Source organism: Salinisphaera shabanensis E1L3A (assembly GCF_000215955.2).
Lineage (GTDB): Bacteria > Pseudomonadota > Gammaproteobacteria > Nevskiales > Salinisphaeraceae > Salinisphaera > Salinisphaera shabanensis.
Genome location: NZ_AFNV02000011.1, coordinates 18,476 through 42,528, shown reverse-complemented (window position 1 = coordinate 42,528; position 24,053 = coordinate 18,476). Strand labels below are relative to the sequence as shown.

The following is a 24,053-nucleotide window of genomic DNA, read 5'->3' as shown; positions in this document are numbered from 1 at the left end:
CCCCCACTGGTATGCTGTCTCCTGTTTCGTTCGGGCCGCTTTTTCCATGTCCATCGCCGTCGATATCGTCGTTAATACATGGCTGCTGTTTCTCAAGGCCGCGCCCTGGCTTTTGCTGGGACTGGTGATCGCCGCCAGCATCCGCGCTTTCGTGCCGCAGGCGCGTATCGCAGGCTGGCTGGGCGGGCGCGGTGCCTGGCCAACGGTCAAGGCTGCCCTTATCGGCGCGCCGCTGCCGCTGTGTTCCTGCAGCGTGATCCCGGTCGCCGTGGGTCTGCACCGATCGGGGGCCTCACGTGCGTCGACCACATCGTTTCTGATCGCCACGCCGGAAACCGGGGCGGATTCGGTCGGCGCTTCCTATGCCTTGCTCGGGCCGTTCTTCACGGTCGTGCGCCCCGCGGCTGCGATCACCAGCGCCGTGATCACCGGGCTGGCCTCGCACCTGATGCCGGCGTCCCGCCGCTCGCCGACACACAGTGCCGGCTGCTGCGAAAAGTCGCGTGTAAAAGACGATTGCTGCGCCCCGAGCCCGGCGCAGACCACTGACCCAACCGATTGCTGCGGCGAGCCCAGTGCCCACCGCTCGGCTGGGGCAGCGGCAACGCGTGGCGTCGCCCCGGCGACAGCGGACACCAGCGCAAGCGCCGGATGCTGCGCGTCGCGCGATACGCCGCCGGGCGTTGGCGCGCGTCTGGCGGATGGCCTGCATTACGCCATCACTCGCATTCTCGACGAGTTCGGTCTCTGGCTGCTCGTCGGGCTCGTCGTGGCCGGCGTTACCCTCTCCGTGGTGCCGCCGCAGACGCTTGCGACTTATGGCAGCGGCTTTACCGCCATGCTCATCATGCTGGCGATCAGCGTGCCCCTGTATGTCTGTGCCACCCAGTCGACGCCGATCGCGACCGCGCTGCTCGCGGCGGGCATGTCGCCGGGTGCGGTCCTGGTATTTTTGCTGGCAGGGCCGGCAACCAACCTCGCCACGATCGGCGCGGTGCGCCAGGAATTCGGCAGCGCGTTCGCCGGCTTCTATCTTGGCTGTATGGGTGCCTGCGCGCTGGCTTTCGGGCTGGCAACCGATGCCGCGGTCGCCGCTTTCGGCATCGACCTGGCCACCGGCGTCGATGCGGACCATGCAGTCATGCCGCTATGGCTGTCGTTGCCTTCAGCAGTACTGCTCATCGCGATCTCGATCCGGCCCGTGCGCGCGCCGCTGCTTCGCTGGCTGAAACCGGCATGACCGACCGAGGCCCAATTAAGCGCCTCCCGGCCCTGCTGTGCTTGCTGGCCGGCCTGCTGGGTGCTGGGCCCACGCTATATGCCGCGACCCCCTATGTCTTCAGCCATGGGTTCGATAACGCCTCCGAGAAGGCGCAAACACCGCGTGGCGGTACGACCCGCGGCGCGCCGGTCGAACTCGACGATACCGTGCCCGCCGCCTATCACGACATCCAGGCGCCCGGACTGGACAAGCGCGAGCGCGATGCCCGGGCCATCCGCGCGCTCGCCGGCGATTACCGCGCAACCTTCGAGTTCATCGAAACCGCCGCCTTGGCGCCGGGCATCGAGCGCGATGCGCGCCCTTATCGCTCCTGGGCCACCGAGCGCGTTTTCGTGATTGCCGATACGCCGACCGAGATCGAGCTGCAGCACATCATGGTCATGCGCTTTGTCGACGACGAAGGCGCGATCAGCGACCCGATGGTGATGAAGCACTGGCGCCAGCGCTGGCAATGGCAGCCGGCCACGATCTGGCGCTACACCGGCGATCGCCTTTGGCGGAAGGCCGCGCTATCCGATCGCGAAGCCTCCGCGCGCTGGAAGCAGACGGTCTATCAGGTCGACGACTCGCTGCGCTACGAAGCGCTCGGGCGCTGGCACTACGACGATGGCGTAGCGAGCTGGCGCAGCGAGCGCTTCGGCCGGCCCCTGCCGCGCCGCGAGGCCAGCGTCCGCGACGATTACGATGTGCTGACAGGCCGACATACGATCACGCATGCACCGCACGGCTGGCTGCATGAACAAAGCGCGCGCAAGATCAGCGAAGCCGACGGCCAACCCACAGCGCTGGCTCAGGAGATTGGCCTGGTTCGCTACCGGCGCATCGGGAATACCGACTTTGACCCAGCTGAAGCCTACTGGCCCGAAACGGACGCATTCTGGGCTGCCGTACGCCGCTACTGGGATCGTACAATGGCCGTGCACGACCGACTCGTAATTCGTACGACCGTCGACGATACGCCCCTGTTCGCTCGGCTGTTCGATGCGGCGCAGACGACTCAAACCGATGATCCTGACGCGCTTGCCGACACGCTCGCCGCCATAATCGCGCCGTATATCGACTCCCGCTAAGCGCACCGGGCATTCATAGGTCGACTGCCCTGGCGCCGTGGTTAGCACACGTCAGGCAGCTTCCTGAATGGCTTTGCGGCGCGAGTTTCGCCGGCTCGTCGCCAGCCGATAGACAAACGCCAGAATGAACAGCGCGGTGAGCAGCAACACGATGGTCGGCGCGGTTGCACTATCGATGAAAAAGCTCAGGTACGCCCCGCCGAGCATCGAGGCCAGGCATACGCCGACCGACACCACCAGCATGCGCCCAAAGCTGCGCACGGTCAGAAAGGCGATGGCGCCGGGCGTGATCACCAGCCCCACCGCCAGAATCAGCCCCACCGAGGTCAGCGTGGCCACGATGGTCAGCGATAGACACACCAGCAGTGCGTAGTGCAGCAGCGAGGTGTTCAGCCCCGAGGCGCGCGCCTGGGCGGGATCGAAGGCATGCAGAACGAAATCCTTCCACTTGAGCACCAACAGCGCCGACACAGCCGCGCCGATCACACCCGAGGTCAGCAGATCCTGTCGGTTGATGCCGAGCATATTGCCGAACAACACATGGGTGAGATGTTCGTTGGTGTGCACCCAGGTGTACATGACGATGCCCACCGCGAACATGCCCGAGAACACCACGCCCAAGACCGTGTCCTGCTTCACGCGGCTGTTCTGTGACAAATAACCGGTCGCCAGTACGCAGGCCATGCCAGCAGCGAACGCGCCAACGATCAGCGGCGCGCCCAGAATCCAGGCCAGCACCACGCCGGGCAGCGTGGCGTGGCTGGCCCCGTCGCCCATCAGCGCCCAGCCCTTGAGCACGAGAAAGCACGACAACAGCGCCGTGGGTGGCGCCACGCACAGCGCGATCCAGAACGCATTGCGCATGAACGAGAACTCGAACGGCAGCAGCAGGGTATCGATCGTCATGCCGACGTATCCGCGCGCGTATTCACCTTTTTTGGTTCGGCAGGCGCATCGTGCGCCTTCGTTCGATGTTCGTGCAGCACCCGTGCTGCCTTACGGCGACTGGCCAGCAGACCGTGTTTGGGCGCAAACACAAACGCCGCGAGAAAGATCAGCGTTTGCAGCGTGACGATGATGCCGCCGGTCGCACCGTCCAGGAAATAGCTGATATAGGCGCCGACGAAGCTGGTCAGCGTACCGATGAGCACCGACAGCGCAATCAAGCGCGGGAAGCGATCCGATAACAGATACGCGGTCGCTCCCGGTGTGACCACCATGGCAATGACCAGAAATGCGCCCACCGTGATCATCGCTGCAACAATCGCCGCCGACAGCAACACGAAGAACAACAGCTTGAGCAGATCGGGCCGCAGGCCGATCGAACGAGCATGATTTTCGTCGAAGAAAGTGACCATCAGGTCCTTCCACTTCGCCAGCAGCACCGCCAGCGATACGAAGCCGATGATCGCCAACTGCAACGTATCTTCAGGCGTGATGGCGAGGATATTGCCCATCACGATGGTTTGAATACTCACTGCCATCGGGTTCAGCGAGACCATGAACAGGCCCAGGCCGAAGAACGACGTGAAGATGATACCGATGATCACGTCGATCTTGAGGCCGGATCGCTCGCTGAGAAACAGCATCGCGCCGGCCGCCAGACCACCGGCAATGAAAGCGCCCACCGAGAATGGCAGGCCCAGCATGAAGGCGCCCGCCACGCCAGGCACGACGGAATGACTGAGCGCATCACCGATGAGCGACCAGCCCTTGAGCATGAGATAGGCCGACAGGAACGCACAAACGCCGCCCACCAGCGCCGACACCCACATCGCGTTGAGCATGTAGGTATAGTTGAACGGCTCGACAAGCGTATCGATCACGCGTCGCGCTCACGTTGTTCGCGGGTCAACGGCGCCTGGCGACGGCTATCATGCTCGACCGGGTCGCCGTAGTGCACGAACGGACGCTCGTCGTCGGTGATGATCGAGACCTCGCGCGGATCGTCGTCATCGTGCAGCGTCGCGCCGCCGAGGCTGAAATGCCGCAGCACACCGCCAAAGGCGCGTTCCAGATTGTCGCGGGTGAACGTGGTGTCGGTGGGCCCGAACGCGAGCACGGTCTTTTTTACCAGCACGGTCTGGTCGCAGAACTCCGGCACACTGCCCAGGTTATGCGTGGACACAAGCATCACGCGGCCTTCGTCACGTAGCTCGCGCAACAGCCCGACGATGCGTTCCTCGGTGCCCACATCCACGCCGGTGAACGGCTCGTCGAGCAGGATCACCTGGCCGTCCTGGGCCAGCGAACGGGCCAGAAACACACGCTTGCGTTGACCGCCCGAGAGTTCGCCGATTTGACGATGCCGAAAGTCGGTCATGCCGACACGCTGTAAGGCCAGCTCCACCGCCTCGTGGTCAGCCCGCTTGGGCCGGCGTAGAAAGCCCATATGCCCATAGCGACCCATCATCACCACGTCTTCGACCAGCACCGGAAACGTCCAGTCCACGTCTTCGGACTGCGGCACATAAGCCACCATGTTGTCGCCGAGCGCCTGCTTGACCGTGCGCCCGAGCAGCCTTATCTCACCTTCGGCGACCGGTACGAAACCCATGATCGCTTTGAACAGCGTGGACTTGCCGGCACCGTTGACGCCCACGAGCGCGGCGATCGAGCCGCGCGGCGTAGCAAAGCTGGCGTCGTAGAGCGCGGTATGACCGTTGCGATAGGTCACGGTGACGTGACGGGCAATGATGCCCTCCTCGGCGCTTTCTGCCGGCGCGGCCCGGCCCGACGTACTGGCAGATTCAGCCATGGTTCATGCCTCGGCGCTTGTTTGAGTTCCGATCATGGATCATTCGCGGCGCTTGTGCAGAGCATCGGCGATGGTCTGTGCATCCACACGGAGCAGATCCAGATAAGTGGGCACCGGGCCGTCGGCCGCGGACAGCGAGTCCACATAGAGCACGCCACCATAGTGCGCGCCCGTGTCGCGGGCGACCTGGCGCGCCGGCGAGGTATTGACGGTGCTTTCACAGAACACGGCCGGAATATTCTGTTTCTTTACACCATCCACCACTTTACGCACCTGCTGCGGCGTCCCTGTGCGCTCGGCGTTGATCGGCCACAGATACAGTTCTTCCATGCCGAAGTCGCGGGCCAGATAACTGAACGCCCCTTCGCAGCTGACCAGCCAGCGCTGGGAGGCCGGAATCTCGGCAATCCGTTCGCGCAGCGGCGCGATCGTGTCGCGAATTTCTTTCTTGTACGCCGCCGCGTTGTCGCGATAGGCCTCGGCGTTGTCCGGATCGTGTTCGACCAGCGCGTCGCGAATGTTGTCGACATAGATTTCCGCGCCTTCAAGCCCCATCCAGGCATGCGGATTCGCCATGCCTTCATAGTCGCCGGCAGCGATGGGAATCGCCTTGACCCCGTCGCTGAGCGTTGCTGACGGCACGTCACCCAGATGGGCCAGGAACTGCTCGAACCAGCGTTCCAGATTGAAACCGTTGTAAAGAATCAGATCGGCATCGCTGGCGCGGACGATGTCCTGCGGCGTGGGCGAATAATCGTGAATCTCGGCACCCGGTTTGGTGATCGACACCACCTCGGCATGGTCGCCTGCAACGTTGCTCGCCATATCGGCCAGGATGGTGAACGTGGTCGCCACCTTGAAACGCACGTCTTCGGCGGCGACCGACGGCGCGGCGCTTGCGCAACAGGCGACAAACGCCGCGGCAATGAACAATCTTCGAGCTCGCATGTTTATCTCCCACAAACACCAGATAAGAAACCGGCTTGAGCCGCCACGACTCCCACTAGCCTATGGCCACGAAGTTTAGCCCATGCTAATTTTTAGTGCGCAGGCTGTCAATTATCCATCCGCCTGTCGATCAATGTGAAAACCGCAGACGCGCCTATGCCTGGACGACCGACACCCGACAACATGAAGCCGTCGACCCATGCCGCGTGAACCACTGCACAGCGGCCGGTACACGTGCTGGCATCGACGCTGGTGGTTGGCGCTGTCGTGGCCGCGGCGGGGCCGTCGAATGCCGAAACGAGCGATGAGATAGACGCTGGCGGCGCGCCGAATGTCTCGACCCGGGATACGCTGATCGGCGATCTGGGCGGGCTGCGCCCGGCCGCCACATCCCACGGACTGACGTTCGATGCGGTAGCCGTCGGCGATTATTCGATCGTGCTCGACGGCGGCGCCGAACCACGCGCGACAGCGGCGCGCTATCTGATCGAAGCGGGCGTCGAGCTGGATACGGCCGCCGCGTTCGGCTGGCCCGGTGGCACATTGCGCGCATCCTATCTGGGTTTTCACGGCGATAACGGCAACCTCGACAGCGGCGATATCCAGGTCTACTCCAACATCGATGAAACACCGGTAGATGCTTTCTACTCGCTCTGGTATCGCCAGGACCTGTTCGACGAGCGCTTTGCCATCAAGCTCGGCAAGATGGATGCGAACGAAGACTTTGCCTATGTCGACAACGGTGACCAGTTCCTGAACTCCTCACCGGGTTTTTCGCCCACGATCCTGGCGTTCCCTTCCTATCCGGATCCGGCCACCGCGATTGCGCTGTTCGCCAAACTGCCGGGCGGCACCTATGCACGGGCCGGTATTTACGATGGCTCGAGCCTGAATGGCCGACGTACCGGCACACGCGGGCCGGATGATTTCCTCGACGACGACAGCGACCGCTTCAGCGTCGGCGAAGCCGGTCTGAAATACACGATCGACGATCTAGGCGGCCGCGTGGGCGTGGGCTACTGGCGCCACGATGGCGACTTCACCCGTTTCGACGGCGGCACGGAGGATTCCAGCAAAGGCGTGTATGTGGTCTGGGACCAGTCGCTCTACGACGACCTGAGCTCCTCCTTCGCCGTCGACGGCTTTGCCCAGTACGGCCAGGCCGACGAGGATGTGAGCGAACTGGCCTCGCATATAGGCGCGGGCATACAGATCACCGGCCTGATCGACGATCGACCCGACGATATCACCGGGCTCATGGCCAGCCGCGTCGATTTCTCCGATGCGCCGGGGGCCGGCTTCATCGAAGAGCACGAAACCGCCATCGAAGTCTTTCATGCCATTCAGGTCACTGGCTGGATGGCGCTCAAGCCGGACTTCCAATACATCGTCAATCCCGGCGGCATGGGGCTCGAAGACGCCAAGGTCGTCACTTTGCGCGGCGAGATCGCGTTCTAGCCACGGCCGGCCCGGCATGGCGGCGTGGGTTTGACGCCGAAGCCGTGGCAGCCTAAAACGTCCGCCATGAGATTCGGCGTCATCGGCGACATACACGGCTTCTGGGATGAACGCGACACCGCGTTCTTCAATGCCAGCAACTACGACATGCTGCTGTTCGTGGGCGACTTCGCGCGCGTGGCCAACAGCTTGCCGGTCGCGCGCCAGCTCGCGGGGCTCACCAAACCGGGGTGGGCAATTCCAGGCAATCACGACGCGGTGGGGCTTTGGCAACTGCTCGCCGAGGTCAAGAACCGCCCGCTGGCCGCGCGCCTGGGCGCGCGCGGCATGGCAAAACGCGTACGCCGGCTTGATGAAACCCTCGGCGGCGTGCGGCTGGGCGGCTACAATCTGGCACGGCTCGACACCGATCTCGGCCTGCTGGTCGCACGACCGCACGCCATGGGCCCGAATCGTTTCTACTATCGCCATTATCTGAAATCGGCATTTGGTATCGCCGATTTCGAAGCCAGCGCGGCCCGGCTATGTGCGCTCGTGGACGATGCGCCAAAGAATCTCGTCGTGCTGGCCCACAACGGCCCTGCCGGGCTCGGCGATACACCCGGCACGCCGTTCGGCTGCGATTTCGATCCCGACCACGGCGACTTCGGCGACCCGGACCTGCGCATGGCCATCGATCATGCTCACAGCACGGGCCGACGCGTGCGGGCAGTGCTCGCTGGGCACATGCATCACCGCAGCAAGCACACCGGTGCCTGGCGCGACACCTGGGCACAGGACGCGACAACGCTGTATCTCAACGCCGCGCGGGTGCCGCGTATCGAGGATAACGGCGAAAAACGCCACCATATCGCGCTGACCGTCGAGGACGACACGGTGCGGGCCGAAACCGTGTTCGTCGACAACGACGGCCACGAGATCAACCGCTGTGCGCTGGGTCGCGCCGAACCAACGGTTGGCTAACGCGCCATCCGGTCAGCGCTCACGCGCGATCAGCCCGCACAGCGGCAGTGCCATCGCCAGCATCAACAGGCCTACGCCGGCATAGCTCGGCCCAAAGCCGACCAGCCGCCCCAGCTCCAGCCCGGCGGCTGGGCCAAGCGCCCCGCCAAAATCGCTCGACCATTGATAGACCGACAGCGCACGCCCGTGCAGGTGCGGCGGCGTCACGTCGCCAAGCAAGGTCAGCATGGGAATTGTCAGGCCGCCGGAGCCAACGCCGATCACCAGCAACGCCATCGCCGCGGTTACGGCGCTGGTCGCCAGACCCAGTCCGGCGAACCCGATCGCAACCAGTGCCATTGCCGGCAGCAACAGCCGGGTACGAGATTGAGTCCGATCGAGTACGCGCCCTGCCGCCAGCGATGCGCCGGCACGTGCGCTCATCAGTACCGCCATCAAGAGCCCGGCGCTGCCTTCGGCACCGAGACCGAACACGAACAGGCCGCGTTGATCCACGAGCACCGCGATGGTGGCCAGCAATACGCCAGATACAGCAAAGAACAGCAGCGCGTTCGCGCCCCAGATGATGCGCAGGGTCTTCAAGCCAAGCAGCGCACGCCACTGTTCGCGCGTCGTTTCGGGCTTGCTGCGCTGTTCGGCCGGCTCCGGACTACGACCGCTGGTCGGCGGCAACACCACCACGGCCAGCAATGCCGCGACGACACTTAGAGCGGTCGCCGTCAAAAAGGCGGCGTTGGCCGACGCGCCGTCGGCAATCAGTCCACCGATAACCAGCCCGGCAGGCAGGCCGAGGCTGATCGCCGTACGGACACGCGCAGTCATGCCGCCACGCCGCGCCTGCGGCGCGATTGCCATGACCGCGGCCAGCGTGCCGACCAGAAGCAGCGACGAACCGACACCCCAGATGACGCGCCCGGCAAGAAACCACGCACCGGGTGAGTCCGCTACCAGACCGATCGAAAAGGCCAATGTGCCGAGTGCTTCGATCGCGAGCCCGATAGCCACCGGCCAGCGCGCGCCGAAACGATCCAACAGGCTGCCCGTGATCGGATTGAAGCCCAGCCGGGTAATACGATTGGCCGACAGAATCAGGCCGATCATGAACCCGGAAATCCCCAGATCCATACCGATCACCGGCAGAATCGGAAACACCACGCCGCCGCCCACACCGCCCAGAAAGGCGATGCCGGCGATCTGCCATCCGGTGGTTCTGCGGTCGCGATCGACCGTCGACAAACCCGAACTCAGCGGGCTGGCCCTGTAGCCGATGCGGCATCCGCGGCATCCGCTGCCCGCCCATACCGGGCGGCGATCAGCGCGCAAACGATCAACTGAAGCTGGTGAAAGAGCATCAGCGGCAACACCGCGCTCCCGAGCGCGCTACCCGCAAATAGAACCTTGGCCATCGGAATACCGCTGGCCAGCGATTTCTTCGAGCCGCAGAACAGCAGCACGATTTCATCTTCGCGCGAGAAGAAGCGCCGGCCGACGATGAACGTCAGCCCCATGACAACCCCCAGCAGTACGACGCACACGACCGCAAGGACCGCCAGCGCCGATAGCGGCATGCGCTGCCAGAGCCCTTCGACGACCGAGGCACTGAACGCGCCGTATACCACAAGCACGATCGAGCCCTGATCGACGAACTTCACCAGTTTCGGATGGGCCGAAATCCAGCCACCGACCCAGCGGCGCGCGATCTGGCCGAGCACGAACGGCAACAGAATCTTGAGTAGAATATCGACGACGGCATTGAGCGAACCGCCGCCGCTGATCGACTGCGAGCTGATCAAGAGCCCGGCAAGCAGGGGCGTGATGAACACACCCAGCACATTCGACAGGCTGGCACTACAGACCGCGCCCGGAATATTGCCGCGTGCCACCGACGTGAACGCGATTGACGACTGCACCGTCGATGGCAAAAGACAGAGAAACAACACGCCGGCAAGCAACTCCGGCGTCAGCCAGCCGCCGAGCAGCGGCTGCGAAGCCAGGCCGATGAGCGGAAACAGCGCAAAAGTCGTCAGCAAAACGCATACGTGCAACCGCCAGTTGGTCGCGCCCGCATAGATCGCATCGCGCGAGAGCTTTGCACCATGCAGAAAAAACAACAGGGCGATGGCGGCGTTGGTGAAGTAGTCGTAGTAAACCGCGACCGTACCGGAGATCGGCACGAAGCTCGCCAGACAGATCGCAGCAAGCAGCGCGACGATGAATCGGTCTGGCAAGAACCGCTTGAGCCAGTTTAGTTTTTTCATCTGTGCAATTGTACCGGGCGAGGAATAGCCGCACGCCTATGCAAGCGACGTACCAGCCATGTGGAGCGACGCGCCGAACCGGGCGCTGAAAACACGCCCGCTGCTATCGGGCCGCGCGTTCGTACTGCACAGGCCAATCCACCTCGGCACCGTGCAGCTCGCGAGCCGCGCGCAACGGGAAGTACGGATCGCGCAACAGTTCACGCGCAAGCAGTACGCAGTCGGCCTGGCCGGAATGCAGTATATGTTCGGCCTGTACGGGGTCGGTGATCATGCCGACCGCAGCGGTGGCAATACCGACGTCGCGCTTGATACGTGCAGCGAACCCGGTCTGATAACCCGGTCCGACGGGGATCTTTGCAGCCGGCGTATTGCCGCCGCCGGAGCAATCGATCACGTCTACGCCCTCAGCCTTGAGCCAGTGCGCAAACTGTACCGACGCATCGATATCCCAGCCGCCGTCGGCCCAGTCGGTACAGGAAATACGCACGAACAGCGGCCGGTTCTTCGGCCAGACCGCGCGCACGGCGCGTACCACTTCGAGCGGAAAACGGGCGCGGTTGGCCAGACTGCCGCCGTAGTCGTCGTCGCGCGTATTGGACAGCGGCGACAGAAACTCGTGCATGAGATAACCGTGCGCGCAGTGCAACTCGACCATGTCCATATCGGCGGCCAGCGCACGCTCGGCCGCCGCGGCAAACGCATCAACGAGTTCTACAATCTCGGCATGCGTGAGCGCATGCGGCATAGACGAATCGTCCGAAAATGCGATCGCGCTTGGCGCCACGGTCTGCCAGCCGCCCTGCTCGGCACTGAGCGCCTTGCCACCGCGCCAGGGGGCATCGCAGGACGCCTTACGGCCGGCGTGGGCCAACTGCACACCCACGGCAGCGCCCTGTGCATGAATGAAATCGGCATTGCGCTTGAACTCGGCGATATGAGCGTCCTGCCACAAACCGAGATCAGCCGGCGTGATCCGCCCCGCCGGCGTAACGGCCGAGGCCTCGATCATCACCAGACCCGCGCCGCCGACCGCGCGGCTGCCCAGATGCACGAAATGCCAATCGTTCGGGAAACCGTCCTCGGCCGAATACTGACACATGGGCGAGACGAATAAACGATTGCGAAACGTGACCTCGCCGATGGTCCAGGGTTGAAAAAGATCGCTCACGGATTAGCTCCTTGCACAGGGCGGACGCGGCAAGCGCCCGAGCTCAGTTGCGTGCAATATACATCAGCGTAAACGTCTGGACCTGCGAACATCTTTTTCAGTGACACCGCCCGGCAGGAAACGACATCGCGTAACCGAGTCCACCCGCCTCACGAGTTCCAAGCTCGAGAGCGCTGGCTTAGTTCGCCCCATTAGCGCTGGCACAACACCAGATTCCCCTTGGTATCGACCTGCGCCGCCCAGTCCGGCGCGATCCAGGTTGTCGTAACGGTTTCGCGCACGATCGCCGGGCCATCGAAGCGTTGGCCGGCGTGGAGCGAGTCACGATCGTAAACCGGAACCGCATCGCCAAGACCATGCACAGCGACAGTTTCAGCGGCTTCGGGCGTACCCTCGCCCGTCTCGATATCCGGCAGTTCGACGTCGGGCACGGGCCCGGCGCGGTGCAGACGCAGGTTGACCAGCTCGACCGGCAGTTCGAAGCGATGCCCGTAGCGGGCTGCATGGGCCTCATGAAACGCGTCAACCAGTTCGGCCGGCTCGCGCCAGGCGAGGTTGAGCGATGCGCTCTGGCCCGCGTAGCGCAAATCGGCGCTCAATCGTTCTTCGATGTCGGACTCGGCGACGCCCTCTTCCACCAGTTCATCACGCGTCGCCTCCCGCAGCGGTTCGAGCCATGCATCGATCTCGTCGGTATCCACATCGGCCAGCGGCTGCAGAATACTCAGCGAACGCTCGCGCGAACGCCGGGCGACCAGCATGCCGAGCGCCGAGAGCACGCCAGCGAACACGGGAATGAGCACGCGCTTCATGCCCATGCCTTCGGCCAAGGCGCAGGCGTGCAGCGGCCCGGCGCCGCCAAAGCACAGCAGGCTATCGTCCGCCACCGATTCCCCGCGCGCGACCGAAATCACGCGCAGCGCGCCGGTCATGGCTTCATCCGCGATACGCAGAATGCCGGCTGCCGCGTCCTCGACACTCAAATCGAGCGGCTCGGCAATACGCCCGACCGCACGTCGTGCCGCCTCCACGTCGAGGCCCATATGTCCGCCCAGCTGGGTCGAGGCCGGCAGGCGTCCGAGCACAACGTGGGCATCGGTTACGGTCGGCTGCTCGCCGCCCTTTCCATAGCAGGCCGGGCCGGGCTCGGCGCCGGCCGACGCGGGGCCGACCTGCAACAGCCCACCGGCATCCAGCCAGGCAATCGAGCCACCGCCAGCACCGATGGTATGCATATCGACCATGGGCACGGCGACCGGATAGCCGGCGATACGGGTCTTGCTGGTCAATGCCAGTTCATCGGCAACCAGCGCCACATCGCTGCTCGTGCCGCCCATATCCAGCGTGAGCACCCGATCGAGCCCGGCGGATCGGGCCACGAAGCGCGCCCCGAGCAAGCCGCCGGCCGGGCCGGACAACAACAGGTTCACGGCATTATCGGCCGCCTGATCGACGCCGACCGTGCCGGCTGCGCCGTGCATGATTGCGACCCGTTCGAGCGCGCTTTCCAGGCGGCGCAGATAGCCGCCGACCGTGGGCCCGAGCGCGGCGTTGAGCCAGGTCGCGATGCCGCGTTCGTATTCGCCGTATTCGGGCAAAACGCGACTGCCACGGGCAATGGCCAGATCCGGCAATGCCTTACGTAGCGCGGATTCGATGGCGGCTTCGTCATCGCCGTTCAGAAAAGCGAACAGCAGGTTGATCGCGACGGCCTCGACACCGGCCTCACGCAGCTTGTCGACCAGCGCATCGCACATGGCCTCGTCCAGCGCGACGAGCGAATTGCCGTGGGCATCGAGGCGTGCATCGACCTCGAAACACAACTCGGGCGCCACCGGTACGGGGTTGGGCGCGGGCTCGAGCGCATAAAGCTCCCGGCGCGCCTGACGGCCGATGGTCAACACATCGGCAAAACCGGTATTGGCGATATACGCCGTACGGGCCAGGTTGTTCTCCAGCACGGCGTTGGTCGCCACCGTGGAGCCATGCACGATGCGCCAGTCGGCCGCGGCGTCGCCGGCAAAATGACGCACGCCGTCGATCACGGCCTCTTCCGGGGCGTCCGGCGTGGAGGCGATCTTGTAGACAGCCAGGGCACCGTTCTCGCGTGCGATCACGTCGGTGAATGTACCGCCGGTATCCACGCCCAGCTCGCCGGCGGACTGCGAATTCGATTGCGGCTTTGTCGAACGATCGTCGTGGTTTAGGGTCATGATCCTGTCAGCGGATGATTCGGCTTCGTCGTTGTCGCCGTTTTGTACGGCCGAACGCTGCCGGTTTGCCGGGAAACCATCATGGAAAGCGATTTGAAGCTCGTAGCGCAAGGGCTGGTCCGCGATTATGCGGGCCGACGCGCGGTCGATGGCGTGGATCTGTCGCTTACGCGCGGCGAAGTGCTGGGATTGCTTGGCCCCAATGGGGCCGGCAAATCCACCACCCTGCGCATGCTCGCCGGCACGCTCGCGCCCAGCGCCGGTCGTATCGAGATCGCCGGCTTCGATATGGCACGCGCACCGCTGCAGGCCAAACGCCATCTCGGTTATCTACCCGAACACCCGCCGGTCTACGCTGAACTCACGGTCGACGAATATTTGAAATTCTGTGCCCGTCTGCACCGTATCCCGCGCGCCGCGCGCCGCGACGCGATCGCCCAGGCCAAGGCCGATTGCGGGCTCGAAGACGTCGGCAAACGCTTGATCGGCAATCTGTCGAAGGGCTATCAGCAACGTGTAGGCATCGCCCAAGCGATCGTGCACCGCCCGGACGTCCTGATCTTCGACGAGCCCACGGCCGGGCTCGACCCGAACCAGTTGCGCGGCATTCGCGAGCTGGTGGCACGGCTTGCCGCCAACCATAGCGTGATCGTGTCCAGCCATATCCTGTCGGAAATCGAAGCGGTCGCCGCACGCGTGGTCATCCTGCACCACGGACGGGTCGTGCTCGACGAACGCCCGAGCGGGATCGCGCACATCCCGGCCGTGGTCGATATCACGCTGCGCTCGGGCCCGAGCACGCAAACGCTCGCAGCGCTGGCCGGCGTGCAATCGGTCGAGTCAACCGGCGACGGGCGTTGGCGCGTGGTTGCAGAAACCGGCCACGATATTCGAAGCGCGTTGGCCGAAACCGCCGTGCACCAGGGGTGGCAACTGCTGGAGATGACCAGCCACGCACCCGACCTGGAAAGCCGTTTTCGCGAACTCACACGCGACGTCCCGGACCACGCCGCATGAATGCCACTCGCGCTATCGCCGCCCACGAACTCAACCGGCTGTTCGTCTCGCCGCTCTCCTGGACCCTGCTGGCCGTCACCCAATTGCTGCTGGGCATTCTGTTCGCCCTGTCGTTGACCGATATCAGCCTGAACCCACAAACCGTGGGCGAGTACGACGGCATTTCCGCCATTGTCGGCGGCGGCGTGTTTCGTTTTGCCACCGTGGTACTGCTGCTTGTTGTGCCACTGCTGACCATGCGCGCCTTCGCCGAAGAGCGTAAGAGCGGCAATCTCGATCTCATGCTGGCGGCGCCGGCGCCGCTGTGGGCGATCGTGCTGGGCAAATTCGCAGCACTCATGGGCTATCTGAGCCTGATGTTCGTGTTGATAGCGGCCATGCCGCTCTCGCTGGCGCTGTTCACGCCGCTGGATCTGGGGCTACTGAGCGCGGGACTGATCGGCCTGTGGTTGGTGATGGCGTCGTTTTGCGCCATCGGGCTGTTCGTTTCATCGCTCACACGCGAACCCACGCTGGCTGCCATCGCCACGCTCGGCGTGCTGATGTTGTTATGGCTGTGCTATGCCGTGTCGACATTCGACTGGCAGCCGGTCGTGCTCGGCACCACGCTACCGTTTGGCGATATCGCCCATGCGCTATCGTTGATCGGCCATCACGATGCGCTGCTGCGGGGCGTGTTCTCGAGCGCCGACGTGCTTTATTTCGTGATTTTCACGCTGGGTTTTCTGGCGCTTACCATCGTGCGCCTCGATATGGACCGTCACTGATGCGCGCGACGCACTGGCTGTCGCTTGCGCTGATCGTGATCGCGGCCCTCATGGCCGGCGCGGTCAGTCAGCGGTTTTCTTTCAGCGCCGATTGGACCGCGGGTAATCGCAATTCGCTATCGAGCGCCAGCGAACAGGTGCTCGATGCCCTCGACGCCGGGCCGATCGCGTTCACGGCCTATATCTATCCCGGCCCGCGTCGGGCAGAAGTGAGCGAGCGGCTTTCGCGTTACACGCGCGCCAGTTCACGGGTGAACCTCGAATTCGTCGATCCCGCGCGCGACCCGCAGCAGGTGCGCGCGCTAGGCATCGGCGACAAGGGCGCCGTACAGATTCGCTACCAGGGCCGCAGCCAGACGGTGACCGACTTCAGCGAAAAAAGCGTGACCAACGCGTTGCAGAAGCTCTCGGTGGCCAAGGATCAATGGGTGGTGTTTCTATCCGGCCACGGCGAACGCTCACCTGCCGACGAATCCAACGGCGGCTACAGCGAGCTTGCGGCCGCCCTCGATGCCCAGGGGCTGACTACCCGCAGCCTGAATATCGCCGAGGCCGCTGCCATTCCCGACAACGCCGCGCTCGTGGTCATCGCCAGCCCCCAGCGCGCTATGCTGCCCGGCGAAATCCGCATGATTCGTGAATATGTCGCCCGTGGCGGCGCGCTGCTATGGGCCGACGACCCCGGCCCACGCTACGGCCTGGAACCGTTGGCGAGCGACCTCGGCTTGCGCTGGCTTTCCGGCACGCTGATCTACCCGGATTTTCGCGAGCTGGGCACTGGCCATCCCGCCATCGCCATTATTGCCAACTATCCGGATACACCGATCACCGAAAGCCTTACACAGATTGGCGTGTTTCCGTACGCCGGCGCGCTGGCCCGACTCGAGCGCTCTGCCACGAACGAGTGGCAGGCACAGACGTTTCTACGCTCGAGCACGCGCAGCTGGCTCGAAACCGGGCCGCTCGACGGCCAGCAAAGCCTGACCTTTCAGCCCGACCAGGGCGATACACGCGGCCCGCTGGATATGGGGATTGCCCTGACCCGCGCCGTACAGACCGACGCCGGCGAATTCGCCCAGCGCGTGGCCGTGGTCGCCGACAGCGATTTCATGACCAACGGGCATCTCGAACGGCTCGGCAACCGGCCGCTCGCGCTCGCCATATTTCAGTGGCTCGGCTTTCGCGATGCCCAGATCGCGGTGGATGTCGCCAAAGCGCCGGATACGAGGCTCGAACTCACACCCGCGCAAATTCGTGGTTTCTGGTGGGTGTACGTGCTGATCCTGCCGATCGCGCTGCTTGGCTTCGGGCTAATGCGCTGGCGTCGCCGGCGCCGTCGATAAGTCCGCCATGACCCGCAAGCGGCTGATCTTCAATGTGGTACTCATTCTGGGCATCGTGGTGCTCGGACTCACTCTGTGGCTGGTTCGCGCGCCAGAGCCGGCGCCTACGCCGCCCCAGACGGTCAGCGCCCTGGCGCCCGGCTCGGTCACAGCGATGGAAGTGCATCTGCCCAACGCCGTGGTCGAGCTCGACCGGTCGAGGCCAGCCGCAACCTGGCAGTTACGCCAACCTATTGCGGCCCCAGCCGATGACGTACCGGTCGAAGCACTACTTGCCCTGGCCGAGGCCACGCCCACACAGCGCTATGAACGCGGCGCGATCGATGACGAAACCACGGGGCTCGACGACCCCGCGCTCGTGGTGCGCTTCAACGGCCAAGCGCCGATTCTCGTCGGCAACGAAGGGCCCACACCCGCCAGCCGCTACGTCGCCACGCCGCATGCGATGCTCCTGGTTCAAGCCGAACAGCTGGCTCGACTACCCACCACCTGGCGCAACTGGGTTTCGCCCACGCTCATTACCGATAACGCCGATCTCGCCCAGCTCACGCTGCCGCGCCTGACCCTCACTCGCGGTGAAACCGGCGGCTGGCAGGTCAAACCGAGCAGCGCCGATCGCGGTGCCGATTATGCCCAGGCCACGATCGATGCCTGGCGCCATAGCCGGGTGCTCTCGCTCGAACCGGTTGATGCCTCGCGCGAACGTATCGCACGCGTGACGCTGCGCTATGGCGATGATCACGAGCGGCGACTGGACGTGATCGAGCGCGAACCGGAACTGATTCTGCGTGACGCCGAGCGCGGTATCGACTATCACTTCGCGCCGCATCTGGCTGCGCCGCTGCTCGATATGCAGCATCCAGATACGCTCGGAGCCGGGCGCGTGCGTAGTCTGCAACCGTCGGCCATTCCGTTGAACCCGGCGGGGGAGAAGGGTGACGCCTCGCGTCCTGACTAAAGAGCACGAGCCGGCTCTCCAATATTGGAGGCAGACGTCTTTCGCGGCTCGATTATGTGCCCGCAGGCCCTGGATGACGACGCTTTCGGCCTAGCTTTGTAAAACCGCCGGAACAAGCTCACCCGCCCACTCGGGCGGGAAACGGGCAATTAGGCCACGAGGCGGTCGGTGCTCACGCGTCTTTCGAACCTTTTATTTAGCGCGGCTGTGCGAAACCCCAGGCCAAAATGCATCAGCTCAGTCGAGACCGAATAAAAATCACGAACGTGCCTCACGTCGCCGTTCACTGAACTGCAACACACCGGTCAGCATCGCCGGCAGAAAGGTTACGGTGGTCGCCATCGTGAACAACAGGCCGAACATCACGATCGCGCCCAGCCCGCGATAGAGCTCGGTGCCCGCGCCCGGCAGAAAGACGAGCGGGGCGAGCCCGAAGGTGGTGGTGATCGTGGTCATCAGAATCGGGCGTAGCCGTACAGCCACGGCATCCTGGACCGCTTCGATCGCGACCATGCCGGCCGCCACGTTGGCGCGTGCGCGTTCCACGATCAGGATCGGGTTGTTCACTACGGTGCCGACGAGAATGAGAAAGCCGAGCATGGTGATCAGATCGAACGGCTGCGACAGCGCGGTGAGCCCGATCAGCGGCAACAGCGCACCGACACCGTTGAGCATCGCCAGACCCACCACGCCGCCGGCAATGCCCAGCGGCACCGTGGTGAGAATGAGCAGCGGATAGCCCCAGTGGGAGAAGATCGCCACCAGCAGCAGGTAGCACACACCCACGGCCACCACATAGTTGCTCAGCAGCGCATCGCGGGTGACTTCCAGTTCATCGCTTGCCCCGGAAATATCAAGCGCCAGCGAGGCATCGATCGCGCCCTGCTCGCGCAGATGATCGATCACGTCGCGATTGACGCGGTCCACGCCGGCTTCCAGCGGAATGGCGGCCGGCGGGATAACGCGAATGGTAACCGTGCGCCGGCTGTCCAACCGCCGGATGACGTCGGTATCGACCGTGGGCACCACATCGGCCAGCGCGATGACGGGCAGCACGCCTTCGGAGGTCGCGATCGGCAGTCGTGATATGGCATCCACCGTATCCGGCTTGCCGGCCGCATCGTAGAGATAGATATCGACCTTGTCATCGGAGAAGAAATATTCGTCGACGTATGCGCCGTCGGTGAGCGCAGCAATTGCATAGCCCATATCGCTGGCATCGAGCCCGAGTTCGGCAATCCGGGCATGATCCGGCTCGATACGCAGCAGCGGCTGGCCGAGCGTGAGCGTGGACGGCTCGGCGAGCACCTGCGGATTGTCGAAAACCGTATTGGCCCGTGCATAGATCGCCTCGGCCGCGGCGTAAATCGTGGCCAGATCCGCGCCCGAGATATCGATATTGATCGCGCGCGTGCCGCCATCGTTGGAGGAGATGATCGAACCCTTGGTCGAGAACGCGCGCATGCCCGGATAGGCTTCGAAGCTGTCGTTGAATGCGGCCATGAGCGCACCGATTTCATGATCGTTGACCGGCTCGGCGATCACGCGCAGCTCGTTGGTGGTCACACTCATGTTCAGATAGGCGATTGCCGGCATCGCGCCGTCGTCGGCTTCGATATCCCCATTGTCGTCCGGCACGTAGCGCATGAAACGCTCGCGTAGTTCGTCGGCGATGTCGCCAAGCTCGGTGAGGTTGTAGCCGGCCGGCGGCAGCATGGAGGAAAACGTTTTCGCTTCTTCGCCGTCGGGCAGATATTCCGCCGGCGGCGTGAGCGCAAACACGCCCACGCCCAGCGCCCCGGCAATCGACACCATGGTCAGATACCGCCGCGAGCGCACCGCGATGATCCATGCGCACAGGGCAAGCACGCCACGCGATACCGGCCCGTTCGCCGTCTCCGCCGCGCCGGAATCGCGCGGCAGAATACGCGCGGCCGCGGTGGGCACAACCATGATCGCCACCAGCATCGAGACCAGAATCGCCGCCGAGATGGCGATGGAAATATCCGAAAACAGCTGGCCGGCCTTCTGGGTGATGAACAATACCGGCGCGAATACCATCACCGTGGTCAACGTAGAGGCCAGTACCGCCGGCCACACCTCGCGCACACCGTCGACCGCGGCCTGCCAGCGGCTCGCGCCCCCGCTGCGCTTGCGGGCAATGTTTTCGAGCACGACGATGCTGTTGTCCAGCGTCATGCCAATGGCAAAGGCAATACCGGCCAGCGAGATCACGTTGATGGTGCGCCCGAACGCAGCCAGGCCGATGAACGCCGCGATCGCACAAATGGGAATGCCCACGATCGCGATCAACGTGGCGTAGACCGAGCGCAGGAATAAAAACATCACGATCGCCGCCAGCACGCCGCCTATCGCCAGATTGCGATAGACACTGGCGATGGATGCGCTGACATAGCGCACATCGTCGGAGGTCAGGCGCATGCGCATGCCGGCCGGCTCGAGCACGGTCGCATTGAGCTCGGGCAGCAGCGCCAGCATGTCGCGCTTGATATCGATCACGTTGGAGCCGGGCTGGCGCCGCACCTGCAGGTTGACCACGGGCTGGTCGTTAAAGAACCCCAGCTCACGGACCTCGGCATGGTCGAGCTGAATATCGGCCACATCGCCGAGCGTGGTCACCGAATCGCCGCGACGCGAGAGCACGACATTGGCCAGGCCCGAGACGTTGTCGAAGCGGCCGACGGTACGTACCAGATAACGGCGCTTGCCGGCGTCCATATCGCCGCCGGAAATATCCTGATTGCGCGCGCGGATCGCGTCACGCACACCGGTCATCGAGATATTGCGGGCCGCCAGCTTCGACGGGTCGATATGGATCTGCACCTGGCGCTCGGCACCGCCACCGACCTGCACATCCGCTACGCCTTTGACACGCTCCATGCGCCGGCGCACTTCGTCGTCGACGAAATCGCGCATGAATGCCATGTCCAGCCCGGCCGGATTGCCGGCCTCGGCCGCCACGCTCAGATACATGAACGAGTTCTGGGAAAAAGAGGCGGCGACTACCTCGGGCTCGTTCACGTCCTCGGGTAGCTGGGGACCTGCATGAGCGCGTTGGTCACGCGAATCAGCGCTTCGTTGACATCGGTGGAGAAGGGAAACTCCAGCTCGATCTCGGCCTCGCCGGTCTTGGCTTCGGCGCTCATGCGCTGCAAGCCGATGATGTTGGCGAGATATTCTTCCTGCTCGATGAGGATCTCGTTTTCCACGTCCTGCGGGGTGGCGCCCGGCCAGCTCGTGGTCACGGTGATCGTGCGTACCGCCAGATCGGGAATCATCTGTACCGGAATACGCATCGCCGCGAGCACGCCAAACAGACAGATCAGCAGCACGACGATGGTCATCAGCGTGCCGCGCTTGATCAGCGCTTCGAACATCGATCAGGCCCCGGGCTGCGAGAGTCGCAAGCTTCGCGATTCGTTGTTCGGCGGGGGACTTACCGTATCGGCTGGCGGCAATTGTCTGGCTTCGCGCACGCGGACCGCCTGCCCGGCATCCAGGCTTTCGTTACCGCGCACTACCACGCGATCGCCGGGTTCCAGGCCGTCGAGCACTTCGACATCGTTGTTCGCACTGCGCCCGAGCGAAACCTGGCGCTTGATTGCGCGCGGCGTGCCATCGTCATCTTCGTTCACCAGCCACATGCGCGTGCCACCGCCGGGCACGCGTACCAGCGCGTCGCGTGGTGCAATCAACACGCCCTCGGGTGTTTCGAGTTCGAGCAGTGCCTTGGCCGACATACCGGGCGTGAGCGCGCCGTCGCTGTTATCCACGAACACGCGCACGAGAAAGCTGCGCGCCGCAGCATCGCTTGCGCCCACGATCACATCCACCGTGCCGACGACAGGTTCGCCAACCGGCGCTTCCGGCTCGATCTGCACGCGCATGCCAGGCTCGATCAGCCCGAAATACTGTTGCGGTGCAGACACATCCAGGCGCAGCGTATCGGTCGCCACCAGCGAAATCGCGGGCGTGGTCTGGGCCACGTATTCACCGGGATCGACCAGGCGAGCCCGCACCACGCCGTCGAACGGCGCGATCAACGTATGACGCGCCAGGCGTTCACGTTGCGCTGCCACTTCGGCACGCAGGCGTTGGAGTGCGGCCGCGCGCACTGCCACCTGCGAACGCCGAGCTTCGAGTTCGCTCTGCGACACCGCACCGCGCCCGGCCAAACGGTCGGCCTCGCGCAGCAAGCGGCGCGCTTCTTCGAGTTCGGCCTGGGCCTCGTCGGCCGAGGCCTGGAGCGTGTCCAGATCGAGCCGGGAGAGCGCGCGGTCGAGCTCGATGAGCGTATCGCCCGCCGACACCCGATCGCCGGCATCGACTGCAACGGTTTCCACCAGCCCGGCAATGCGTGGCATCACATCGGCGTCGCGGGGCGAGGTCAGCGTGCCGTAGAGCGGTACCGTCTGCTGCCAGCGGCGCTCTTCCACGCGAACCGTATCCACCACCGCGGGCTCGGCCGCCGCAAGCACGCTCGCCGTCAGGCTCAACAAAGCGCCCAGCAGCCACCGCATCGGCTGAATCTGCTTGGCGCGGCTTGGCGCCGGTGTGCAATCGCTCACCCTTCCCCCTGTCGACTGGTTGGCACGTCAGCAGACATGCCCACGCAATGAAAAATTGCGTATTACGAATCAGCTACTCATATAGAACCCGCTCGGACGCATAAGGTTCCGGCACGCTGGTGGTCGGTCCGTAACTGTGGGTATGCTGGCCGCCATCCGTTTTCCATCGTCGACAGCCATGAATCAACGCGCTATTTCATATGCCCTGATGATCACGGCGTGCTGCGCCGGGTTCGCGTTCACGGCACAAGCCGCAAACAGCGACACCACCGAAGCGGCCGATCTCGGCCCCAATCTGGAGAACTACGACTACCCATGGTCGGTTGCGCAATTCGAGATCGACGAACCCCAGGGCACGGTTTCCATGGCCTATATGGATATCGCCCCCACCGACGACATCACCGACGCCCCGGTTGCGGTGTTGTTGCACGGCAAGAACTTCTGCGGCGCGTACTGGCAGGACACCGCTCAGGCTCTGGCCGATAACGGCTACCGTGTCATCGTGCCCGATCAGATCGGCTTCTGTAAGTCCGACAAGCCGGCCGCCTACAGCTACACCTTCCATCATCTGGCTGCCAACACGCAGGCGCTGCTGGCATCGCTGGATATCGACAACGCCACCATCATCGGCCACTCGATGGGCGGCATGCTCGCCATGCGCTATGCGCTGATGTTTCCCGACACCATCGAGCAGCTGATTCTGGTCGACCCGATTGGCCTGGAAGACTGGAAAGCCAAGGGTGTGCCCTATCGCGGCATGAACGCCTGGTATGCCCGCGAGATGAAAAAGGACTACGCCGCCATCAAGTCCTATCAGATCAAAAGCTATTACGACGGCGAATGGAACGACGACTACGCCGAATGGGCAAAGATGCTCGCCGGCATGTACACGGGCAGCGCCGAGGACAAGTCCCAGGTCGCCTGGGCCCAGGCCGCGACTTACGACATGGTCTACACCCAGCCCGTGTTCTACGAATTCGAACAAATCGACGTGCCTACCACGCTCATGATCGGCACCCGTGATCGCACCGCGCTCGGCAGCGATCTGGTCTCCGACGAGCTCGCCGCCGAACTGGGCGACTACCCCACGCTGGGTCGCGAGGCCGTGGAACGCATGCCCAACGCCGAACTGGTCACGTTCGAAGGTATCGGCCATCTGCCGCCGATCGAATCGCCCGAGCTTTTCAAGCAGGCCCTGTTCGATGCACTGAACACACCCCAAAGCGGCGAAACCGAATAACAAGCCGCCGTTAGAGAA

At 64.0% G+C, this 24,053-nt stretch carries 18 protein-coding genes and 1 pseudogene; 9 read left to right on the top strand and 10 right to left on the bottom strand.

The window, feature by feature from the left end; all coding sequences use genetic code 11:
- The first annotated feature begins 46 nt into the window (after positions 1-46).
- Entirely contained in the window at positions 47-1,240 is a 1,194-nt protein-coding gene (locus SSPSH_RS08420; RefSeq protein WP_006914790.1) for an SO_0444 family Cu/Zn efflux transporter, read from the top strand.
- A complete protein-coding gene (locus SSPSH_RS08415; RefSeq protein ID WP_006914789.1) occupies positions 1,150-2,352 on the top strand; it encodes a DUF6607 family protein in 1,203 nt (400 codons plus the stop codon). Before SSPSH_RS08420 ends, SSPSH_RS08415 begins: the two co-directional genes overlap by 91 nt.
- A 51-nt stretch (positions 2,353-2,403) precedes the next feature.
- Here SSPSH_RS08415 and SSPSH_RS08410 read toward each other — a convergent pair whose 3' ends face one another.
- The 4 genes from SSPSH_RS08410 to SSPSH_RS08395 are packed head-to-tail and all read right to left on the bottom strand — an operon-like array spanning position 2,404 to position 6,058.
- A complete protein-coding gene (locus SSPSH_RS08410; protein ID WP_006914788.1) occupies positions 2,404-3,258 on the bottom strand; it encodes a metal ABC transporter permease in 855 nt (284 codons plus the stop codon).
- Entirely contained in the window at positions 3,255-4,178 is a 924-nt protein-coding gene (locus tag SSPSH_RS08405; RefSeq protein ID WP_006914786.1) for a metal ABC transporter permease, read from the bottom strand. Before SSPSH_RS08405 ends, SSPSH_RS08410 begins: the two co-directional genes overlap by 4 nt.
- Positions 4,175-5,110: a manganese/iron ABC transporter ATP-binding protein gene (locus SSPSH_RS08400; RefSeq protein ID WP_006914784.1), complete on the bottom strand. Its 936-nt coding sequence runs from the start codon at positions 5,108-5,110 to the stop codon at positions 4,175-4,177. Before SSPSH_RS08400 ends, SSPSH_RS08405 begins: the two co-directional genes overlap by 4 nt.
- Positions 5,111-5,149: 39 nt before the next feature.
- A complete protein-coding gene (locus SSPSH_RS08395) occupies positions 5,150-6,058 on the bottom strand; it encodes a metal ABC transporter substrate-binding protein (RefSeq protein WP_021031604.1) in 909 nt (302 codons plus the stop codon).
- Between the two features lie 234 nt (positions 6,059-6,292).
- Between SSPSH_RS08395 and SSPSH_RS08390 the strand changes: the two genes are divergently transcribed.
- Together SSPSH_RS08390 and SSPSH_RS08385 are read left to right on the top strand one after the other, a co-directional pair.
- Positions 6,293-7,516 (top strand): carbohydrate porin, encoded by a 1,224-nt coding sequence (locus SSPSH_RS08390; protein WP_006914782.1) that lies wholly within the window; start codon positions 6,293-6,295, stop codon positions 7,514-7,516.
- 66 nt (positions 7,517-7,582) lie between these two features.
- Positions 7,583-8,479 carry a metallophosphoesterase gene (locus SSPSH_RS08385; protein ID WP_006914781.1) on the top strand — a complete coding sequence of 299 codons (897 nt, stop codon included), beginning with the start codon at positions 7,583-7,585 and terminating at the stop codon, positions 8,477-8,479.
- Positions 8,480-8,491: 12 nt separating this feature from the next.
- On the opposite strand, the gene SSPSH_RS08380 is transcribed toward SSPSH_RS08385, so the two are convergent.
- The 4 genes from SSPSH_RS08380 to SSPSH_RS08365 all read right to left on the bottom strand — a co-directional run bounded on the left by SSPSH_RS08380 (position 8,492) and on the right by SSPSH_RS08365 (position 14,121).
- Complete coding sequence (locus tag SSPSH_RS08380; protein ID WP_006914780.1) at positions 8,492-9,715, bottom strand: MFS transporter; 1,224 nt, start codon at positions 9,713-9,715, stop codon at positions 8,492-8,494.
- Positions 9,716-9,723: 8 nt separating this feature from the next.
- Positions 9,724-10,737 (bottom strand): bile acid:sodium symporter family protein, encoded by a 1,014-nt coding sequence (locus SSPSH_RS08375; protein WP_006914779.1) that lies wholly within the window; start codon positions 10,735-10,737, stop codon positions 9,724-9,726.
- Between the two features lie 103 nt (positions 10,738-10,840).
- Positions 10,841-11,908 carry an NADH:flavin oxidoreductase/NADH oxidase gene (locus tag SSPSH_RS08370; protein ID WP_006914778.1) on the bottom strand — a complete coding sequence of 356 codons (1,068 nt, stop codon included), beginning with the start codon at positions 11,906-11,908 and terminating at the stop codon, positions 10,841-10,843.
- Positions 11,909-12,099: 191 nt separating this feature from the next.
- The gene (locus SSPSH_RS08365) at positions 12,100-14,121 is read right to left on the bottom strand and encodes a hydantoinase/oxoprolinase family protein (RefSeq protein WP_021031603.1); all 2,022 of its coding nucleotides are present in this window, start codon (positions 14,119-14,121) and stop codon (positions 12,100-12,102) included.
- Positions 14,122-14,202: 81 nt separating this feature from the next.
- Between SSPSH_RS08365 and SSPSH_RS08360 the strand changes: the two genes are divergently transcribed.
- Genes SSPSH_RS08360 through SSPSH_RS08345 form a run of 4 tightly spaced genes read left to right on the top strand, consistent with a single transcriptional unit; the run spans position 14,203 to position 18,206 of the window.
- On the top strand, positions 14,203-15,138 hold the full coding sequence (locus SSPSH_RS08360; RefSeq protein ID WP_021031602.1) for an ABC transporter ATP-binding protein: 936 nt from the start codon (positions 14,203-14,205) through the stop codon (positions 15,136-15,138).
- Entirely contained in the window at positions 15,135-15,905 is a 771-nt protein-coding gene (locus SSPSH_RS08355) for an ABC transporter permease (protein ID WP_006914775.1), read from the top strand. The genes SSPSH_RS08360 and SSPSH_RS08355 overlap by 4 nt, the downstream gene beginning before the upstream one ends.
- Positions 15,905-17,248: a GldG family protein gene (locus tag SSPSH_RS08350; RefSeq protein ID WP_006914774.1), complete on the top strand. Its 1,344-nt coding sequence runs from the start codon at positions 15,905-15,907 to the stop codon at positions 17,246-17,248. Before SSPSH_RS08355 ends, SSPSH_RS08350 begins: the two co-directional genes overlap by 1 nt.
- A 7-nt stretch (positions 17,249-17,255) precedes the next feature.
- Positions 17,256-18,206 (top strand): DUF4340 domain-containing protein, encoded by a 951-nt coding sequence (locus tag SSPSH_RS08345; protein ID WP_006914773.1) that lies wholly within the window; start codon positions 17,256-17,258, stop codon positions 18,204-18,206.
- A gap of 258 nt (positions 18,207-18,464) precedes the next feature.
- Here the strand turns inward: SSPSH_RS08345 and SSPSH_RS08340 are convergent.
- Together SSPSH_RS08340 and SSPSH_RS08335 are read right to left on the bottom strand one after the other, a co-directional pair.
- A pseudogene (locus SSPSH_RS08340) lies at positions 18,465-21,571 on the bottom strand (efflux RND transporter permease subunit).
- A gap of 36 nt (positions 21,572-21,607) precedes the next feature.
- Positions 21,608-22,795 (bottom strand): efflux RND transporter periplasmic adaptor subunit, encoded by a 1,188-nt coding sequence (locus SSPSH_RS08335; RefSeq protein WP_021031599.1) that lies wholly within the window; start codon positions 22,793-22,795, stop codon positions 21,608-21,610.
- A 178-nt stretch (positions 22,796-22,973) separates the two neighbouring features.
- Between SSPSH_RS08335 and SSPSH_RS08330 the strand changes: the two genes are divergently transcribed.
- Positions 22,974-24,035: an alpha/beta fold hydrolase gene (locus SSPSH_RS08330; RefSeq protein WP_021031598.1), complete on the top strand. Its 1,062-nt coding sequence runs from the start codon at positions 22,974-22,976 to the stop codon at positions 24,033-24,035.
- Positions 24,036-24,053 lie beyond the last annotated feature (18 nt).

Bases quoted from the DNA above. Each gene is read 5' to 3' on its own strand.
- SSPSH_RS08420 (WP_006914790.1), top strand. From the start codon at position 47: ATGTCCATCGCCGTCGATATCGTCGTTAATACATGGCTGCTGTTTCTC.
- SSPSH_RS08415 (WP_006914789.1), top strand. From the start codon at position 1,150: ATGGCTGTCGTTGCCTTCAGCAGTACTGCTCATCGCGATCTCGATCCG.
- SSPSH_RS08410 (WP_006914788.1), bottom strand. From the start codon at position 3,258: ATGACGATCGATACCCTGCTGCTGCCGTTCGAGTTCTCGTTCATGCGC.
- SSPSH_RS08400 (WP_006914784.1), bottom strand. From the start codon at position 5,110: ATGGCTGAATCTGCCAGTACGTCGGGCCGGGCCGCGCCGGCAGAAAGC.
- SSPSH_RS08395 (WP_021031604.1), bottom strand. From the start codon at position 6,058: ATGCGAGCTCGAAGATTGTTCATTGCCGCGGCGTTTGTCGCCTGTTGC.
- SSPSH_RS08385 (WP_006914781.1), top strand. From the start codon at position 7,583: ATGAGATTCGGCGTCATCGGCGACATACACGGCTTCTGGGATGAACGC.
- SSPSH_RS08375 (WP_006914779.1), bottom strand. From the start codon at position 10,737: ATGAAAAAACTAAACTGGCTCAAGCGGTTCTTGCCAGACCGATTCATC.
- SSPSH_RS08365 (WP_021031603.1), bottom strand. From the start codon at position 14,121: ATGACCCTAAACCACGACGATCGTTCGACAAAGCCGCAATCGAATTCG.
- SSPSH_RS08360 (WP_021031602.1), top strand. From the start codon at position 14,203: ATGGAAAGCGATTTGAAGCTCGTAGCGCAAGGGCTGGTCCGCGATTAT.
- SSPSH_RS08355 (WP_006914775.1), top strand. From the start codon at position 15,135: ATGAATGCCACTCGCGCTATCGCCGCCCACGAACTCAACCGGCTGTTC.
- SSPSH_RS08350 (WP_006914774.1), top strand. From the start codon at position 15,905: ATGCGCGCGACGCACTGGCTGTCGCTTGCGCTGATCGTGATCGCGGCC.
- SSPSH_RS08345 (WP_006914773.1), top strand. From the start codon at position 17,256: ATGACCCGCAAGCGGCTGATCTTCAATGTGGTACTCATTCTGGGCATC.
- SSPSH_RS08330 (WP_021031598.1), top strand. From the start codon at position 22,974: ATGAATCAACGCGCTATTTCATATGCCCTGATGATCACGGCGTGCTGC.